General features: G+C 71.1%; 11 protein-coding genes. 6 read left to right on the forward strand and 5 right to left on the reverse strand.

The window, feature by feature from the left end:
• Window positions 1-19 precede the first annotated feature (19 nt).
• A complete protein-coding gene (locus tag AB0C73_RS34210; protein WP_362537517.1) occupies window positions 20-634 on the reverse strand; it encodes a TetR/AcrR family transcriptional regulator in 615 nt (204 codons plus the stop codon).
• Window positions 635-773: 139 nt separating this feature from the next.
• On the opposite strand from AB0C73_RS34210, the gene AB0C73_RS34215 reads away from it, so the two are divergent.
• The 3 genes from AB0C73_RS34215 to AB0C73_RS34225 all read left to right on the forward strand — a co-directional run bounded on the left by AB0C73_RS34215 (window position 774) and on the right by AB0C73_RS34225 (window position 3,892).
• Entirely contained in the window at window positions 774-1,712 is a 939-nt protein-coding gene (locus AB0C73_RS34215) for an ABC transporter permease (protein WP_362537519.1), read from the forward strand.
• A gap of 10 nt (window positions 1,713-1,722) precedes the next feature.
• The gene (locus tag AB0C73_RS34220) at window positions 1,723-2,571 is read left to right on the forward strand and encodes an ABC transporter ATP-binding protein (RefSeq protein WP_362537521.1); all 849 of its coding nucleotides are present in this window, start codon (window positions 1,723-1,725) and stop codon (window positions 2,569-2,571) included.
• Window positions 2,572-2,767: 196 nt separating this feature from the next.
• On the forward strand, window positions 2,768-3,892 hold the full coding sequence (locus AB0C73_RS34225) for a glycosyltransferase 87 family protein (protein ID WP_362537557.1): 1,125 nt from the start codon (window positions 2,768-2,770) through the stop codon (window positions 3,890-3,892).
• A gap of 83 nt (window positions 3,893-3,975) precedes the next feature.
• On the opposite strand, the gene AB0C73_RS34230 is transcribed toward AB0C73_RS34225, so the two are convergent.
• Window positions 3,976-8,943: an NAD-glutamate dehydrogenase gene (locus AB0C73_RS34230; RefSeq protein WP_362537523.1), complete on the reverse strand. Its 4,968-nt coding sequence runs from the start codon at window positions 8,941-8,943 to the stop codon at window positions 3,976-3,978.
• Window positions 8,944-9,403: 460 nt separating this feature from the next.
• On the opposite strand from AB0C73_RS34230, the gene AB0C73_RS34235 reads away from it, so the two are divergent.
• Window positions 9,404-9,961, forward strand: a complete 558-nt coding sequence (locus AB0C73_RS34235; protein ID WP_362537525.1) for a DJ-1/PfpI family protein — start codon at window positions 9,404-9,406, stop codon at window positions 9,959-9,961.
• 84 nt (window positions 9,962-10,045) lie between these two features.
• Here the strand turns inward: AB0C73_RS34235 and AB0C73_RS34240 are convergent, their stop codons facing one another.
• Both AB0C73_RS34240 and AB0C73_RS34245 read right to left on the reverse strand, forming a co-directional pair.
• Entirely contained in the window at window positions 10,046-10,738 is a 693-nt protein-coding gene (locus tag AB0C73_RS34240) for an HAD hydrolase-like protein (protein WP_362537527.1), read from the reverse strand.
• 23 nt (window positions 10,739-10,761) lie between these two features.
• Window positions 10,762-11,268 carry a hypothetical protein gene (locus tag AB0C73_RS34245; protein WP_362537529.1) on the reverse strand — a complete coding sequence of 169 codons (507 nt, stop codon included), beginning with the start codon at window positions 11,266-11,268 and terminating at the stop codon, window positions 10,762-10,764.
• Window positions 11,269-11,738: 470 nt separating this feature from the next.
• Here AB0C73_RS34245 and AB0C73_RS34250 point away from each other — a divergent pair, with 470 nt between their 5' ends.
• Window positions 11,739-12,044 (forward strand): Rv3235 family protein, encoded by a 306-nt coding sequence (locus AB0C73_RS34250; protein ID WP_362537559.1) that lies wholly within the window; start codon window positions 11,739-11,741, stop codon window positions 12,042-12,044.
• A gap of 155 nt (window positions 12,045-12,199) precedes the next feature.
• Here the strand turns inward: AB0C73_RS34250 and secA are convergent, their stop codons facing one another.
• Window positions 12,200-15,022, reverse strand: a complete 2,823-nt coding sequence (secA, locus tag AB0C73_RS34255; RefSeq protein ID WP_362537531.1) for a preprotein translocase subunit SecA — start codon at window positions 15,020-15,022, stop codon at window positions 12,200-12,202.
• A 274-nt stretch (window positions 15,023-15,296) separates the two neighbouring features.
• Here secA and AB0C73_RS34260 point away from each other — a divergent pair, with 274 nt between their 5' ends.
• Window positions 15,297-15,881: a GNAT family N-acetyltransferase gene (locus tag AB0C73_RS34260; protein WP_362537533.1), complete on the forward strand. Its 585-nt coding sequence runs from the start codon at window positions 15,297-15,299 to the stop codon at window positions 15,879-15,881.
• The last annotated feature ends 17 nt before the right edge of the window (window positions 15,882-15,898 follow it).

The raw sequence follows: 15,898 nt of genomic DNA on the forward strand, positions 1-15,898 counted from the left end.
ACCACAGAAGACAAGGGAGTCACGCGGTGAGCGCGGCCACCGCCGAACGCGCCAGGTCGTCCAGGTAGCCCTTCGGCTGCGCGGTGCGCACCACGACGAGGCGCCAGTAGAGCGGGCCGATCACCAGGTCCAGGGCCCGGTCGGGGTCGGCGCCCGCCGGGAGTTCGCCGCGCTCGACGGCGGCGCGGACGACCTGGGCGACGACGCCCTGCTGCGGGTCGAGCAGGGCGGCCTTCACGGTGTCGGCGATCTCGGGGTGCCGGGCCGCCTCGACGAGCAGGTCCGGGATGACCTGCGAGGCCACCGGGTGGCGCAGGGCGTGCGCGGCGACCTCCAGGAGGGCGCGGACGTCGCCGTACAGCGAGCCGGTGGCCGGGGCGGGCAGGCCCTGCACGGCGATGGCGCCGATCAGGTCGAGGACGAGCGAGAGCTTGGACTTCCAGCGCCGGTAGACGGCGGTCTTGCCGACCCCGGCGCGGCGGGCGATGCCCTCGATGGACATCCGGGCGAAGCCGACGGCGGCCAGTTCCTCGAAGACGGCGGCGCGGATGGCCTCGGTGACGTCCTCCCGGAGCACGGCGGCTCCCGCGGGGGTGCGGCGGGGGGTGCGCGAGGGTCCGGCGGCTGACGTCATGCACAGGATCTTAACCAGCGGTTACGGAACCGGGTGCGTCACGACGACACGGTTGCGTTCCGACGTAGCCACGTCCTACTCTCCCCGTAGCGACGATACGGACCCGTTCCATCGACGGCTCACCGAAAGCACGGTGCTCGTGACCTCCCCTTCCCTTGCGCCCCCGGCCCCGGCCCCTCCCCTCACCCCGGCCCCGGCGGCCCCCACCTCCGAGGAGCTGCGCGCCCTCGCCCTGCGCCACGGGCTCACCGTCAGCGGCGCGCGCCCCTCGCTCCCCGCGTACGTACGCCGGCTGTGGTCCCGGCGCGACTTCATCACCGCCTTCGCCACGGCCAAGCTGACCGCGCAGTACAGCCAGGCCCGGCTCGGCCAGATCTGGCAGGTGATGACCCCGCTGCTCAACGCGGCCGTCTACTACGCGATCTTCGGCGTCCTGATGGACGTCCGGCACGGCATCCCGGACTATGTGCCGTTCCTGATCACCGGTGTCTTCGTGTGGACCTTCACCTCGCAGACGCTGATGGTCGGGACCCGCGCCATCAGCGGCAACCTCGGCCTGGTCCGGGCCCTGCACTTCCCGCGCGCCAGCCTGCCGATCGCACTGGCCCTCCAGCAGCTCCAGCAGCTGCTCTTCTCGCTCGGCGCGCTGGTCGTGATCCTGTTCTGCTTCGGCGAGTTCCCGCGCCCGAGCTGGCTGCTCGCGGTGCCCGCGCTCGTCCTCCAGGCGCTCTTCAGCACCGGGCTCGCCCTCGCGATGGCCCGCCTGGCCGCCCGTACCCCCGACATCGCGCAGCTGATGCCGTTCCTGCTGCGCACCTGGATGTACGCCTCCGGGGTCATGTGGTCCATCTCCCAGGTCACCGCGGGCCGCGACCTGCCGCGCGCGGTGGAACTGCTGCTCCAGGCCAATCCGGCCGCCGTCTACATCGACCTGATGCGCTTCGCGCTGGTGGAGAGCTTCTCCACCGACCTCCTTCCGCCGCATGTGTGGGCGCTCGCGGCCGGCTGGGCGGTGCTCGCCTTCGCGGGCGGATTCGTCTACTTCTGGAAGGCAGAGGAGACCTACGGACGTGGCTGAGACACACCCCATGACGACACGCGCCATGACGGCACACGCCATGGCGACACACGCCATGACGGCACCCGAACGCACCCCCACCGTCGTCGCCGACGGCGTCCACATCACGTACACCGTCCAGGGCGGCAAGGGCGGGAAGGGCAGCGCCACCTCCGCCCTGAGCCGGATCGTCTCCCGGCGCGGCGCCGCAACCCCCGGCACCCGCAAGGTCCACGCGGTCAAGGGCGTGAGCTTCGCCGCATACCGGGGCGAGGCGATCGGCCTGATCGGTTCGAACGGCTCCGGGAAGTCGACCCTCCTGAAGGCGGTCGCGGGCCTGCTGCCGGTGACCGGGGGCCGGATGTACACCCAGGGCCGGCCCGCGCTGCTCGGCGTCAACGCGGCGCTGATGGGCGATCTGACCGGCGAGCGGAACGTGATCCTGGGCGGGCTCGCCATGGGCATGAGCCGCCGCGAGGTCGCCGAGCGCTACGACGCGATCGTCGACTTCTCCGGGATCAACGACAAGGGCGACTTCGTCTCGCTCCCCATGCGCACCTACTCCTCCGGCATGGGTGCCCGGCTCCGCTTCTCCATCGCCGCCGCCCAGAGCCACGACGTCCTGCTCATCGACGAGGCGCTCGCCACCGGCGACGCGGCCTTCCGCCGCCGCAGCCAGAAGCGGATCGACGAACTGCGCGCCGAGGCGGGCACGGTCTTCCTGGTCAGCCACTCCCATTCGACCATCACCGAGACCTGCGACCGCGCGCTGTGGCTGGAGGCCGGCGAACTGCGCATGGACGGACCGGCGGACGAGGTCGTGGCCGCGTACGAACACTTCACCAGGACACCCACCAAGACCGCAGCAAAGGGGACATAGCGGACTACAGTGCGGTGGGGTGACGACCGACCCGCCCCCGCACGACACCGCCCCCCGCGAGCGCGCCGAGGCCGCGCCGCCCGCGCTCACCCGCTCGCCCTTCGAGTCGGAGACCTTCACCTCCGCCACCTTCGTGACCGTCGGCCGCGGCCCGCTGCTCGCCCTCGGCGCCGTCTGGCTGCTCTCCCGGGCCGGGATGCTGCTGCTCCTGGTCCGCGACAGCCTCGGCATCGGGGGCGTGGGCAGCGAGGTGTACCTCCTCTACCGGCACTGGTACGGCCAGTTCGCGCAGGGCACCTTCCCGCCCGGCGACGTCACCTGGCAGTACCCGCCGGGCGCCGGCCTGGTCATCATGGCGCCCGGCGCCCTGCCCTGGCTCAGCTACTTCCAGGCCTTCGTCGCCCTCGCGCTGCTCGCCGACGCCGCCGTCACCGTCGCACTCGCCCACGCCGACCGCGCCCGGCTCACCCACGGCGCCTGGTACTGGACCCTCGGCCTCCCGCTGCTCCTGCACATCCCGCTCGCCCGCTACGACGTGCAGACCACCGCCCTCGCCGTGCTCGCCCTGCTCGCCCTCAAGCCCCGCTCCACCACCGCCCACCGGATCGGCGGCGTCCTCGCCGGACTCGGCGCGATGGTCAAGGTCTGGCCCGCGCTCGCGCTCATCGGCACCCCGCGCGGCCGCACCACCCGCGAGGCCTGGACCGCCGCCGCCGTCACCGCCGTCACCCTGCTCGCCGCGCTCGCCGTGCTCTTCGCCGAGCCCCTCGGCTTCCTGCGCCAGCAGGGCGACCGGGGCGTCCAGATCGAGTCCCTCGGCGGCACGGCCCTGGCCCTCGCCCGGGCCACCGGCCTGTGGCCCGGCACCGTCCAGTTCCGCTACGGCGCCTTCGAGTACCTCGGCCCCTACGTCTCCACCGTCGGGCACCTGGCCCTGCTGCTGACCGCCACGGCCTTCATCTGGCTGCTGTTCTGGCGCATCCGGGCCCGCCGCTGGACCGAGGCCACCCCGCCCGACGCGGCGCTCGCCGCCGTACTGCTCTTCACCGTCACCAGCCGCGTGATCAGCCCCCAGTACCTGATCTGGCTGCTCGGACTCTCCGCCGTCTGTCTGACCTCCCGGGCCACCGTCATGCGCCCAGTCGCCCTGCTGCTCCTCCCGGCCGCCGCGCTCAGCGCCCTCGCGTACCCGGTCCTGTACGAGGACGTCGTCACCGGCACCTGGCCGGGCCTCGCCGTCATGGTGGCCCGCAACGCCCTGCTGCTCGCGGCGGCGGTGCTGGCCGCGCGGCGCCTGTGGACGGCGACGGTGACCCCGTAGCCGTACACCCGCCGTACGTACGAGAACGGGGCGCCCCCGCCGGTCACGAAGACCGACGGGGGCGCCCCCCTGTCACCGAGGGATCAGCTGTGCGTACGGAGCAGGGTGCGCATCGTCCGCATCGCGACCGACAGGTTCGCCAGGTCGAAGGCGTCCGAGCCCTGGATCTCGTCCAGGGTCGTGCGGGCCCGGCCCAGGATCGCCGTGTTCGTGTCCTCCCAGGCCTTGAACCGCTGCTCCGGGGTGGAGGTGCCGTTGCCGGCCGCCAGGACGTCCGCGGTGAGCGCGGCGTGCGCGGCGAACAGGTCCTCGCGGATGGAGGCGCGGGCCATCGACTGCCAGCGGTCGTTGCGCGGCAGCTCGATGATCCGGTCCATCAGGCCGGAGATCCGCAGCCGGTCGGCCAGGTCGTAGTAGACCTCGGCGACCGCCAGCGGGTCCTTGCCGGTGCGGTCCGCCACCGCGACGATGTCGAGCGTCGGGAAGGCGGAGGAGAAACCGGCCACGCGCAGCGCCAGCTCCTCCGGGACGCCGACGCCGGTCAGCTCGTCCAGGATCGACTGGTACCACTCCAGGTCCGAGCCGCGCAGCAGCTGCGGCAGCTTCTCCCAGACCTGCTCGACCCGCTCCGAGAAGAACTCGATGGTCTCGCCGATCTGGAGCGGCTGCGGCCGGTTGTTGAGCAGCCAGCGGGTGCCGCGCTCGACGAGCCGGCGCGAGTGCAGACGCATCCGGGTCTGGACGTCGGCGGCCACCTTGTTGTCGAGGTCCTCGACGGCGTCCCAGACCTCGCCGAGGCGGAAGATCACGCGGGCCGCGGTCTGCGCGCGCACGATCTCGTCGATCGACGCGCCGGTCTCCTCGCGGAGGCGGTGCAGGAAGGTCGAGCCACCGGTGTTGACGGTGTCGTTGACCAGGACCGTGGTGATGATCTCCCGGCGCAGCGGGTGGGTGTCGACGGCCTCGGCGAACGAGTCGCGCAGCTGCGTCGGGAAGTAGGCGTGCAGCAGCCCGCGCAGGTACGGGTCGTCCGGCAGGTCGGTGCCGATCAGCTCGTCGGCCGCCGTGATCTTGGTGTACGCGAGGAGCACGGCGAGCTCCGGCTGGGACAGGCCCCTGGCGTTGTTGAGCAGGTCGCGGATCTGCCGGTCGTTGGGCAGGAACTCCAGCGAGCGGTCGAGCGCCCCGTCGCGGCCGAGCCGGCGCATGAAGCGCTGGTGGGCGTGGAGCAGGGACGGCGACTGCGCGCAGGCGTTGGCCAGGGCGGTGTTCTGCGCGTAGTTGTTGCGCAGCACGAGCGCGCCGACCTCGTCCGTCATCTCGGCGAGGATCTTGTTGCGCTGCTTGAGGGTCATGTCGCCCTCGGCGACCAGACCGTTGAGCAGGATCTTGATGTTGACCTCGTGGTCGGAGGTGTCCACGCCGGCGCTGTTGTCGATGGCGTCGGTGTTGACCCTGCCGCCCTCGCTGTCGGGTCCGCCGTGGCGGGCGAACTCGATGCGGCCGAGCTGGGTCGCGCCGAGGTTGCCGCCCTCGCCGATGACCTTGGCGCGCACGTCCTGGCCGTCGACGCGGATGGCGTCGTTGGCCTTGTCGCCGACGTCGGCGTTGGACTCGGCCGAGGACTTCACGTACGTGCCGATGCCGCCGTTCCACAGCAGGTCGACGGGCGACTGCAGGATGGCCTTCATCAGCTCGGCCGGGGTCAGCTTGGTGACGCCGGCCTCGATGCCGAGGGCGGCCCGCATCTGCGCGTTGACCGGGATGGACTTGGCGGTACGCGGGTGGACGCCGCCGCCCGCGGACAGCAGCTCGGTGTTGTAGTCGGCCCAGGACGAGCGGGGCAGCTCGAAGAGGCGGCGGCGCTCGGCGTACGAGGTGGCCGCGTCCGGGTTCGGGTCGATGAAGATGTGGCGGTGGTCGAAGGCCGCGACGAGACGGATGTGCTCGGAGAGCAGCATGCCGTTGCCGAAGACGTCGCCGGACATGTCGCCGACGCCGACGACGGTGAAGTCCTCGGTCTGGGTGTCGTGGCCCAGCTCGCGGAAGTGCCGCTTGACCGACTCCCAGGCACCGCGGGCGGTGATGCCCATGCCCTTGTGGTCGTAGCCGGCGGAGCCGCCCGAGGCGAAGGCGTCGCCCAGCCAGAAGCCGTAGTCCTGCGCCACGCCGTTGGCGATGTCGGAGAAGGTCGCGGTGCCCTTGTCGGCGGCGACGACCAGGTAGGTGTCGTCCTCGTCGTGGCGGACCACGTCGGCCGGGGGCACGACCTCGCCGGCCACCAGGTTGTCGGTGATGTCGAGGAGCGCCGAGATGAAGGTCTTGTACGAGGCGATGCCCTCGGCCAGCCACGCGTCACGGTCCACGGACGGGTCCGGGAGCTGCTTGGCGACGAAGCCGCCCTTGGCGCCGACCGGCACGATGACGGTGTTCTTCACCATCTGCGCCTTGACCAGGCCGAGGATCTCGGTACGGAAGTCCTCACGGCGGTCGGACCAGCGCAGGCCGCCTCGGGCGACCTTGCCGAAGCGCAGGTGGACGCCCTCGACGCGCGGCGAGTACACCCAGATCTCGAAGGCGGGGCGCGGCGCCGGCAGGTCGGGGATGGCCTGCGGGTCGAACTTCATCGAGACGTAGGAGTGGGCCTGGCCCGCGGCGCTCTTCTGGAAGAAGTTGGTCCGGAGGGTGGCCTTGATGACGGTGAGGAAGGAGCGCAGGATGCGGTCCTCGTCGAGGGAGGCGACCTGGTCCAGGGCGCCGTCCAACTCCTCCAGGAGCCCGTCGATCAGCTCGGTGCCGGCGCGCTGCCGCTCCGGCGCCATCCGGGCCTCGAAGAGGTTGACCAGCAACCGGGTGGTGTGGACGTTGTTACGGAGGGTGTCCTCCATGTAGTCCTGGCTGAAGGTCGAGCCGGCCTGGCGCAGGTACTTGGCGTAGGCGCGCAGCACCATCGCCTCACGCCAGGTGAGCCCGGCGGAGAGGACGAGGGAGTTGAAGTTGTCGTTCTCGGCCTCGCCGGTCCAGGTGGCGGCGAAGGCCTCCTGGAAGCGCTCGCGGGCGTCGTCGCCGAGGTAGTCACCGTTGCCGGTGGACGTGGGCATCCGCAGGCCGAAGTCGTAGACCCAGGCGTGGGTGCGGTCGGCGCAGCGCAGCTCGTACGGGCGCTCGTCGGTGACCTCGACGCCGAGCCGGTTGAGCACCGGCAGGACGGCGGAGAGGGAGATCTGCTCGCCGGTCTTGTAGATCTTGAAGCGGCGCTCGCCGGCGCCGGACACGACCGGCTCGTACAGCGAGAGCGCGAAGTCCTGCTCGCTGCCGGCCAGGGCCTCCAGGTGCTGGAGGTCGGCGACGGCGGCGCGCGGCGAGTGGTCGGCCTTGTAGCCCTCGGGGAAGGCGTTGCCGTAGCGGCGCAGCAGCTCGGCGGCGCGCTCCTCGCCGCACTCGGCGTTGAGCGCCTCGGCGAAGCCGTCGGCCCAGGAGCGGGTGGCCTCGGCGAGCCGGCTCTCGATGCGGTCGACATCGGCCTCGGTGAGCTTGGCCAGCTCCGTGCCGGGCTCGACGCGGATGACGAAGTGCAGCCGGGACAGGATCGACTCGGTGTTCCAGGCCGTGAAGTCGACGCTGGTGCCGTTCAGCTCTTCCTTGAGGATGTCGATGATGCGCAGCCGGACGCGGGTGGTGTAGCGGTCGCGCGGCAGGTAGACGAGGGCGGAGTAGTAGCGGCCGTACTCGTCCTGGCGCAGGTAGAGCCGCAGCCGGCGGCGCTCCTGCAGGTACAGGACGCTGGTGACGATGGCCTGCAGCTCTTCGGCCGGGGTCTGGAACAGCTCGTCGCGCGGGTAGGTCTCCAGGATCTGGAGCAGGTCGCGGCCGTCGTGGCTGCTCGGCAGGAAGCCGGCGATCTCCAGGACTTCCTGGACCTTGCGCTTGATGACGGGCACCCGGCGCACGGACTCGGTGTAGGCGGCCGAGGAGAAGAGGCCGAGGAAGCGGCGCTCGCCGATGACGTTGCCGTCGGCGTCGAACTTCTTCACACCGACGTAGTCGAGGTACGAGGGGCGGTGGACGGTCGCGCGGCTGTTGGCCTTCGTCAGGATCAGCAGCTTGTGCTCGCGGGCCTTGGCGCGGGCGTCGGCGGGCAGCCGGCTGAAGGACGGGGAGACCGGGTGGGCGTGGTTGTCGTCGCCGCTGTGGTGCGGGTCGGAGCGCAGGATGCCGAGGCCGGTGCCGGGCACGGCGGCCAGGGCGTCGCCGTTGACCAGCTCGTACTCGCGGTATCCGAGGAAGGTGAAGTGGTCCTCGGCGAGCCAGCGGAGCAGCTCGCGGGCCTCCTCGACCTCGGTCGGGCGCAGGTCGGAGGCGGTGGGCTCGTCGGGGAGGCCGTCGGCGATGCGCAGCGCGGCGTCGCGCATCTTCTCCCAGTCCTCGACGGCCTCGCGGACGTCGGACAGGACGCGCAGCAGGTCGCTGGTGATCTGCTTGAGGTCGGCCTTGTCGGTCTCGCGGTCGATCTCGACGTGGATCCAGGACTCGACGAGGACGTCGTGCGGCAGCTCGCTCTTCGGCTTGGGCTTGGGCTCCTTGGTGAGCACCTCGATGAGCTTGCCGGTGAGGTCGCGGCGGACCAGCACCTGCGGGTGGATGACCACGTGGATGCCGCGCCCCTGGCGGGACAGCTCGTTGGTCACGGAGTCGACGAGGAAGGGCATGTCGTCCGTGACGACCTCGACGACGGAGTGGCTGCAGGTCCAGCCGTTCTCCTCGACCGTCGGGGTGTGGACGCGGACGTTCGCGGTGCCCTGCGGACGGTTCTCGGCCAGGCGGTAGTGGGAGAGCGCGGCGCCGAAGACGTCGTCGGCGTCGCGGTCGGCCAGGTCCTCGGGCGCGGTGTGCAGGTAGTAGCGCTGGAGGTAGTCGAGCAGGGTCGCGTGGTCCGGACGCTTCCCGTTCTTCGGCCCCGCCGGAAGTCGCCCCCCGGCCGGGCTGTTCTCAGCTACCCGGGCGGCCCGATCGAGCAGCTCGGCCTTGGCTTCGTCCAGCTTGGTCTGCATGTCCTCTGACTCCTGTCGCGCGCCGTTGCGTGACGTCGGTGGAAGAAAGGACACAACGCCACGACGCGGTGGTACCGGTCGCAAGAGACGTTATGCCGCGATGAGAGATGTCCGGGCGCTTCTCGGCCACGGCGTGTGCGGTGGCCGCGCATGTGCTAGCCGCGCAGGTGGTGGCCGCGCATGGGGTGGCCGTCCGCCCCGGACGGGGGATCTCCGCGAACGCACCGTCGGCCCGGCGCCTGTGGCGAACCGGGCGGATGCCGGGGGCTGCGCTGCCCCCTCGGCGTATCGCGCTGATCACGGGAAAAGCCTATCGCTGTTGACCCCCCGGCCGTCATGAGCCTTATGTGTACAAAAGAGGGGCGCGAAGTTTGACACTGTGGACAGCGACGAATGTTTCGACGGGGCACACGCGGTGAGTACACCGACATCGGAGATCTGGACAGACCGGGGAGTCGCCATGACGAAGATCTTGATCGTGACCGGGGACGCGGCGGAGTCGCTGGAGGTGATGTACCCGTACCAGCGTCTCCTCGAAGAGGGGTACGAGGTCGACATCGCGGCCCCCTCGCGCAAGCAGCTCCGCTTCGTGGTCCACGACTTCGAGCCGGGCTACGACACGTACACGGAGAAGCCGGGCTATACCTGGCCCGCCGACCTGGCCTTCTCGGAGGTCGACGCGGGCGACTACGTGGCCGTGGTGATCCCGGGCGGCCGGGCCCCGGAGTACCTCCGCAACGATCCGGAGCTTCGCAAGATCCTCAAGTCCTTCTTCGACGCGGACAAGCCGGTCGCCCAGATCTGCCACGGCCCGCTGCTGACCGCCGCGCTCGGCTCCCTGGAGGGCCGCCGGGTGACGGCGTACCCGGCGCTCGAACTGGACATGCAGGCGGCGGGCGCGAGCTTCCAGGACACGGAGGCGGTGGTGGACGGCAAGCTGGTGTCGTCGCGGGCGTGGCCGGACCACCCGACGTGGATGAGGGAGTTCCTGAAGGTGCTGAGGGAGTCGGGGGTGTAGGGGCGGTACGGGGGTCCGAGACCGCGCTGGGGGGGTGGGGGAGCTGGGCCGCGCCCGGCTCCCCCACCCCCCACGGCGGTGGCCCTAGACCAGCTCGTCCGCGACGGCGACCGCCTCCGCCAGCGAATCGACGACCGGCACGCCCACCCGCTCCAAGCTGCGGCGGCTGTGCGAGCCGCCGGTGTACAGCACCGCCTTCGCCCCCACGTGCCGCGCCGCCACCGCGTCGTCCGCCGCGTCGCCGATGACGACGACCCGCTCGGCCGGCACCTCGAGCGCCGCCAGGTGCCGCACCATGTGCCCGGACTTGCCGTCGCTGGAGCTGTCGGCGCGCCCGTCCATGCGGACGAAGTGCTCGGCGATGCCGTGCCGCCGCACGAGCGGGATCAGTTCGGCGTGCGGCGCGAGCGACAGCAGCGACTGGGTGAAGCCGGACGCCCGGCGCGCGGCGAGCAGGTCCGCGGCCCCGGTGGTGAGCCCGCAGGCGTCGGCGCGCTCCCAGTAGTGGCGGTGGAAGATGACGTCCATCCGCGTCCACTCGTCATCGGTGGGCAGCCGCCCCAGGAGGCGCTCGTAGAACTTCGGTACGGGCACCGTGTACAGCTCGCGGTACCGCTCCAGGGTGATCGGGTCGAGTCCGAGCTCGGCGAAGGCCGCGTTGGTGGCGCCGATGACGGCGCTGATGTCGTCGAGCAGCGTGCCGTTCCAGTCCCAGACCAGATGCTTGCCGCCGCTGTGTGTGCCGCTGCGTGTGCCGTGCTTCCCGTGCTTCCCCATGGAGAGCCACGGTACCGCCAGGGTCAGGCCAGGAGCCCGGGGATTTCCTGGACGCCGTACCAGAGCAGCTCGTGGTCCTCGGCGCCGTCCACGACGAACTGCGCGTCGCCGTCGCCCTGGTCGGCCGCGCCGAGCGCGTCCGCGGCGGCGGCGACGTCGGCTTCGGCGTCCTCGGCGTCGACGTGCACGGCCGCGGCCTTAGCGAGCGGCACGGCGGCGGCGATCCACACCTCCCCGAGCGCACTCGCGTCGAGCCCGCGGTCGGGATCCATGACGGCGTCCATGTCGGCGACGTCGACGGCGACGACGACGCGCTGCCGGGCCGCGTGGGGATCCTGGGCGATCAGCCGCAGCGAGGCGGCGGCCGCCCGGTTGAGGGCCGCGTACTCCAGCTCCTCGATGTCGTCGGACACGTACCACTCCCGCAGCGCGGGCGTCACCCCATAGGCCACCACCGGCCCGGGCCCGAGCTCACCGGCCTTGTGCGCCAGTGCGAGACCGGGAAGGGTCAGAGGTACGTACACGCGCATGGCTGGCCGCTTTCGTCGTCGGTTTCGCCCTCAGGATACGTGCGAAGGCGGGTACGGGCGGTGGGGGCCCGTTAGCCCGTACGAGGCACCTCCCGCGTCCCCTATCGAGGGCCCGTCTTCCCGTGCCGCCGGGCATCCCGACCACCCCGCCGACGGCCCACAGCCCAGTCCCCGCTTGGCCCGTCATCCGGATAGGTGAACCTCGCCGGGCGGCCGCCGAGCCGCTGTCGCCCCTTGCCCGGCCGGGGCGCCGGACCGTACAAGATCCCCAACGAAGTTACCGACCGGTACCGGACGGTGACCCATCGCGACGAACGGGGATCCTCATGACCACGCACCCTCACCACCCGCACCCCCGCCCCCGGACCGCCCCGCGGCGGCCCACCGGACCCGGGCCCTCCGGGCCGGCCGGGACCCGGCCGCGCGGGCGGGCCGGGGTCTCGCCGCCGCGGGTGGTGCCGTTGCACGTGATGTTCGCGGAACGGCTGCTGGCCGTGCTGAGCGGGGACCGGCCGGTGCACTGGATGCTCGGGTACACCATCGGCGAGGCGTACGAGCAGCTCGTCCAGCTCGCGCCCACGATGCCGCTCCGCTCCTCCGGGCCGCGACCCGTGGTGCGCCGGTGCACCGCGCGACACCCGGGGCACCGGGAGGCCGTGGAGGCCTGCGCCACCATCGCCACGGGCGACCGGGTCCGGGCCATGGCCTTCCGCCTGGAACGCGGCCGTGACCGCCGCTGGCGCTGCGCCGCGGTCGAACTCGACGGGCTCACGTAGGGGCGAGATGCGGGGTACGGGGCGGGCCGTGGGGCCGACGGCCCCTGCGGGCAGCACACAGCCCGAGCCCGCCCGCACACGCGCCGCGCTCGCGCCGCACACGGCAGAGGGGCCGGCCGCCTCCCGGCGACCAGCCCCTCACACCTCCGTGCGCGTCACTTCTTCCGGCGACGCCCACCCGCGCTCTTCTGCGCCTTGCGGCGCTCCGCACGCGTCATGCCGTCGCCCGCGTCACCCGCGCCGCTCTCCGACGCGAAGTCGCCCTCGACGACCGACCCGTCACCGTCGACCTTCGGCGCGGAGAAGTGCAGCCGGTCCGGACGCTGCGGCGTGTCCAGGCCCTTGGCGCGGATCTCCGGGCGGGCGGCGCCCGCCGCGACGGGCGCGTCCTGCTTCTCCAGGGACGGGGCCGGCGCGGCCTCCTGCACCGGGACCTCCTCGACCTGCTGCTCGACCTGGACCTCCAGGTTGAACAGGTAGCCGACGGACTCCTCCTTGATGCCCTCCATCATCGCGGAGAACATGTCGAAGCCCTCGCGCTGGTACTCGACCAGCGGGTCCTTCTGGGCCATCGCCCGCAGGCCGATGCCCTCCTGCAGGTAGTCCATCTCGTAGAGGTGCTCGCGCCACTTGCGGTCGAGGACCGACAGGACGACCCGTCGCTCCAGCTCGCGCATGATGTCGGAGCCGAGCTGCTTCTCGCGCGCGTCGTACTGGTCGTGGATGTCGTCCTTGACGGACTCCGCGATGAACTCGGCGGTGATGCCCGCCCGGTCGCCCGTCGCGTCCTCGAGCTCTTCGACCGTAACCTTCGCCGGGTAGAGCTGCTTGAACGCACCCCACAGCCGGTCCAGGTCCCACTCCTCGGCGAAGCCTTCGGCGGTCTCCTGGCGGATGTAGTCGTCGATCGTGTCGTCCATGAAGTGCCGCACCTGCTCGTGCAGGTCCTCGCCCTCCAGGACGCGGCGGCGCTCGCCGTAGATGACCTCGCGCTGCCGGTTGAGCACCTCGTCGTACTTCAGGACGTTCTTACGGGTCTCGAAGTTCTGCGACTCGACCTGGCCCTGCGCGGAGGCGATGGCGCGGGTGACCATCTTGTTCTCGATCGGCACGTCGTCCGGCACGTTGGCCATGGCCATGACGCGCTCGACCATCTGCGCCTTGAACAGGCGCATCAGGTCGTCGCCGAGCGACAGGTAGAAGCGGGACTCGCCCGGGTCGCCCTGACGGCCGGAACGACCGCGCAGCTGGTTGTCGATACGGCGCGACTCGTGGCGCTCGGTGCCCAGGACGTACAGGCCGCCGAGCTCCTTGACCTCCTCGAACTCCGCCTTCACGGCCTTCTCGGCGCGCTCCAGGGCGGCCGGCAGGGCCGCGGCCCACTCCTCGACGTGCTCGACCGGGTCGAGGCCCGCCTGGCGCAGCTCCGCCTCGGCGAGGTCGTCGGGGTTGCCGCCGAGCTTGATGTCCGTACCACGGCCGGCCATGTTCGTGGCGACCGTGACGGCGCCCTTGCGGCCGGCCTGCGCGACGATCACGGCCTCGCGCTCGTGGTGCTTCGCGTTCAGCACCTCGTGCGGCACGCCACGCTTGCTGAGCTGCTGCGACAGGTACTCGGACTTCTCGACGGAGGTCGTGCCGACGAGGACCGGCTGGCCCTTCTCGTACTTCTCCGCGATGTCGTCGACGACGGCGGCGAACTTGGCGACCTCGGTCCGGTAGATCAGGTCCGGCTGGTCCTTGCGCTGCATGGGCTTGTTCGTCGGGATCGGCACGACGCCCAGCTTGTAGATCTGGTGGAACTCGGCCGCCTCGGTCATGGCCGTACCGGTCATGCCGGAGAGCTTGTCGTAGAGGCGGAAGAAGTTCTGGAGGGTGATCGTGGCGAGCGTCTGGTTCTCGTCCTTGATCGGCACGCCCTCCTTGGCCTCGATGGCCTGGTGCATGCCCTCGTTGTAGCGGCGGCCGGCGAGGATACGGCCGGTGTGCTCGTCGACGATCATGACTTCGCCGTCGATGACGACGTAGTCCTTGTCCTTCTTGAAGAGTTCCTTGGCCTTGATGCCGTTGTTCAGGTAACCGACGAGCGGGGTGTTCACCGACTCGTACAGGTTGTCGATGCCCAGCCAGTCCTCGACCTTGGCGACGCCGGACTCGTGGATGGCGACCGTGCGCTTCTTCTCGTCGACCTCGTAGTCGCCGGTCTCCTCGATGCCCTTCATCGGGTTGCCGGGCTCACCCTTGGTGAGGCGGGTGACCAGCTTCGCGAAGTCGCCGTACCACTTGGTGGCCTGGTCGGCCGGGCCGGAGATGATCAGCGGCGTACGGGCCTCGTCGACGAGGATCGAGTCGACCTCGTCGACACACGCGTAGTTGTGGCCGCGCTGGACGAGCTCGTCCTGGGACCACGCCATGTTGTCGCGCAGGTAGTCGAAGCCGAACTCGTTGTTCGTGCCGTACGTGATGTCGCAGGCGTACTGCTCGCGGCGCTGCGCCGGCGTCATGTTCGCCAGGATGCAGCCGACGTTCAGGCCCAGGAAGCGGTGGACGCGGCCCATCATCTCGGAGTCGCGCTCGGCCAGGTAGTCGTTCACCGTGATCAGGTGGACGCCCTTGCCGGACAGCGCGTTCAGATACGCCGGGAGGGTACCGACGAGGGTCTTGCCCTCACCGGTCTTCATCTCGGCGACGTAACCGAGGTGGAGGGCGGCACCGCCCATGATCTGCACGTCGTAGTGGCGCTGGCCGAGCACGCGCTTGGCCGCCTCACGGACGGTGGCGAACGCCTCCGGAAGGAGGTCGTCGAGGCTCTCGCCGTCGGCGTAGCGCTCCTTGTACTCGTCCGTGAGCGCCCGCAACTCGGCGTCGGAGAGGTTGACGAAGTCCTCTTCGATGGAGTTGACCTGGTCCGCGATGCGGTGCAGTTTGCGCAGGATCTTGCCTTCGCCTGCACGCATGAGCTTGTTGAAGACGGACACTGAGGCTGGTCTCCTTGCCGGTCGGGCCTGGCACTGGGTCTTGTCATGACTCGGGCGCGGGCACGGCAGGTGGTCCCCACCGCAACGGCCATGGTAAGCGAGACCACCCTCGCGGAGGGAGGCCCGCAGTGCCGGAGCGGTGCGAGGCCGGTGCCGAGGGCCTTGGTCCCGCCCGTGACACCTCGCTCCCTGACCAACGCACGAGGCCGCCGGAAGGTGCCGCCCCATGCGAAAAGTGTTCGCATCCGGTCCGGCGGGTCACCAGAATTCCGTCATGGAGCCCATCACACTCACCACCGACCGCCTTCGCCTGCGCCCCTTCGTACCGGAGGACGCCGAGGCGGTGTACGCCGCCTGCCAGGACCCCGGCATCCAGCGCTGGACCACCATCCCGTCCCCGTACAGCAGCGCGGACGCCGAACTGTTCGTGACCCGCATCGCGCCCGAGGGGTGGCAGCAGGACGGGGAGTACATCTTCGCCGTCGAGCCCCTGGAAGGCGGGCCGCTGCTCGCCGCGATCGGTCTGCACCCGCGCGGCCCGGGCATCCGGGAAGTCGGCTACTGGATGGTCAGGGAACACCGTGGCCACGGCTACATGACGGAGGCGGTCGGCGCCGTCGCCCGCTGGGCCTTCGGCTCGCTCGGCGTGCACCGTCTGCTGTGGCGTGCCGAGGTCGGCAACGCGCCGTCGCGGGCGGTCGCCGAGCGGGCGGGTTTCACGATCGAGGGCGTGGAGCGCGCCGGTCTGATCAACAAGGGCACGATCCGCGACTCCTGGCTCGGCTCCCTGCTCCCCTCCGACCTGGGTCTGCCGTCGTCCCTGCCGTACCTCCCGGCGAAGGCCGGGGCGGAGGCATGAGCGCAGGCCGGGGCGGA

The sequence above is a fragment of the Streptomyces sp. NPDC048623 genome, assembly GCF_040650755.1.
In the GTDB taxonomy this organism is placed as follows: domain Bacteria; phylum Actinomycetota; class Actinomycetes; order Streptomycetales; family Streptomycetaceae; genus Streptomyces.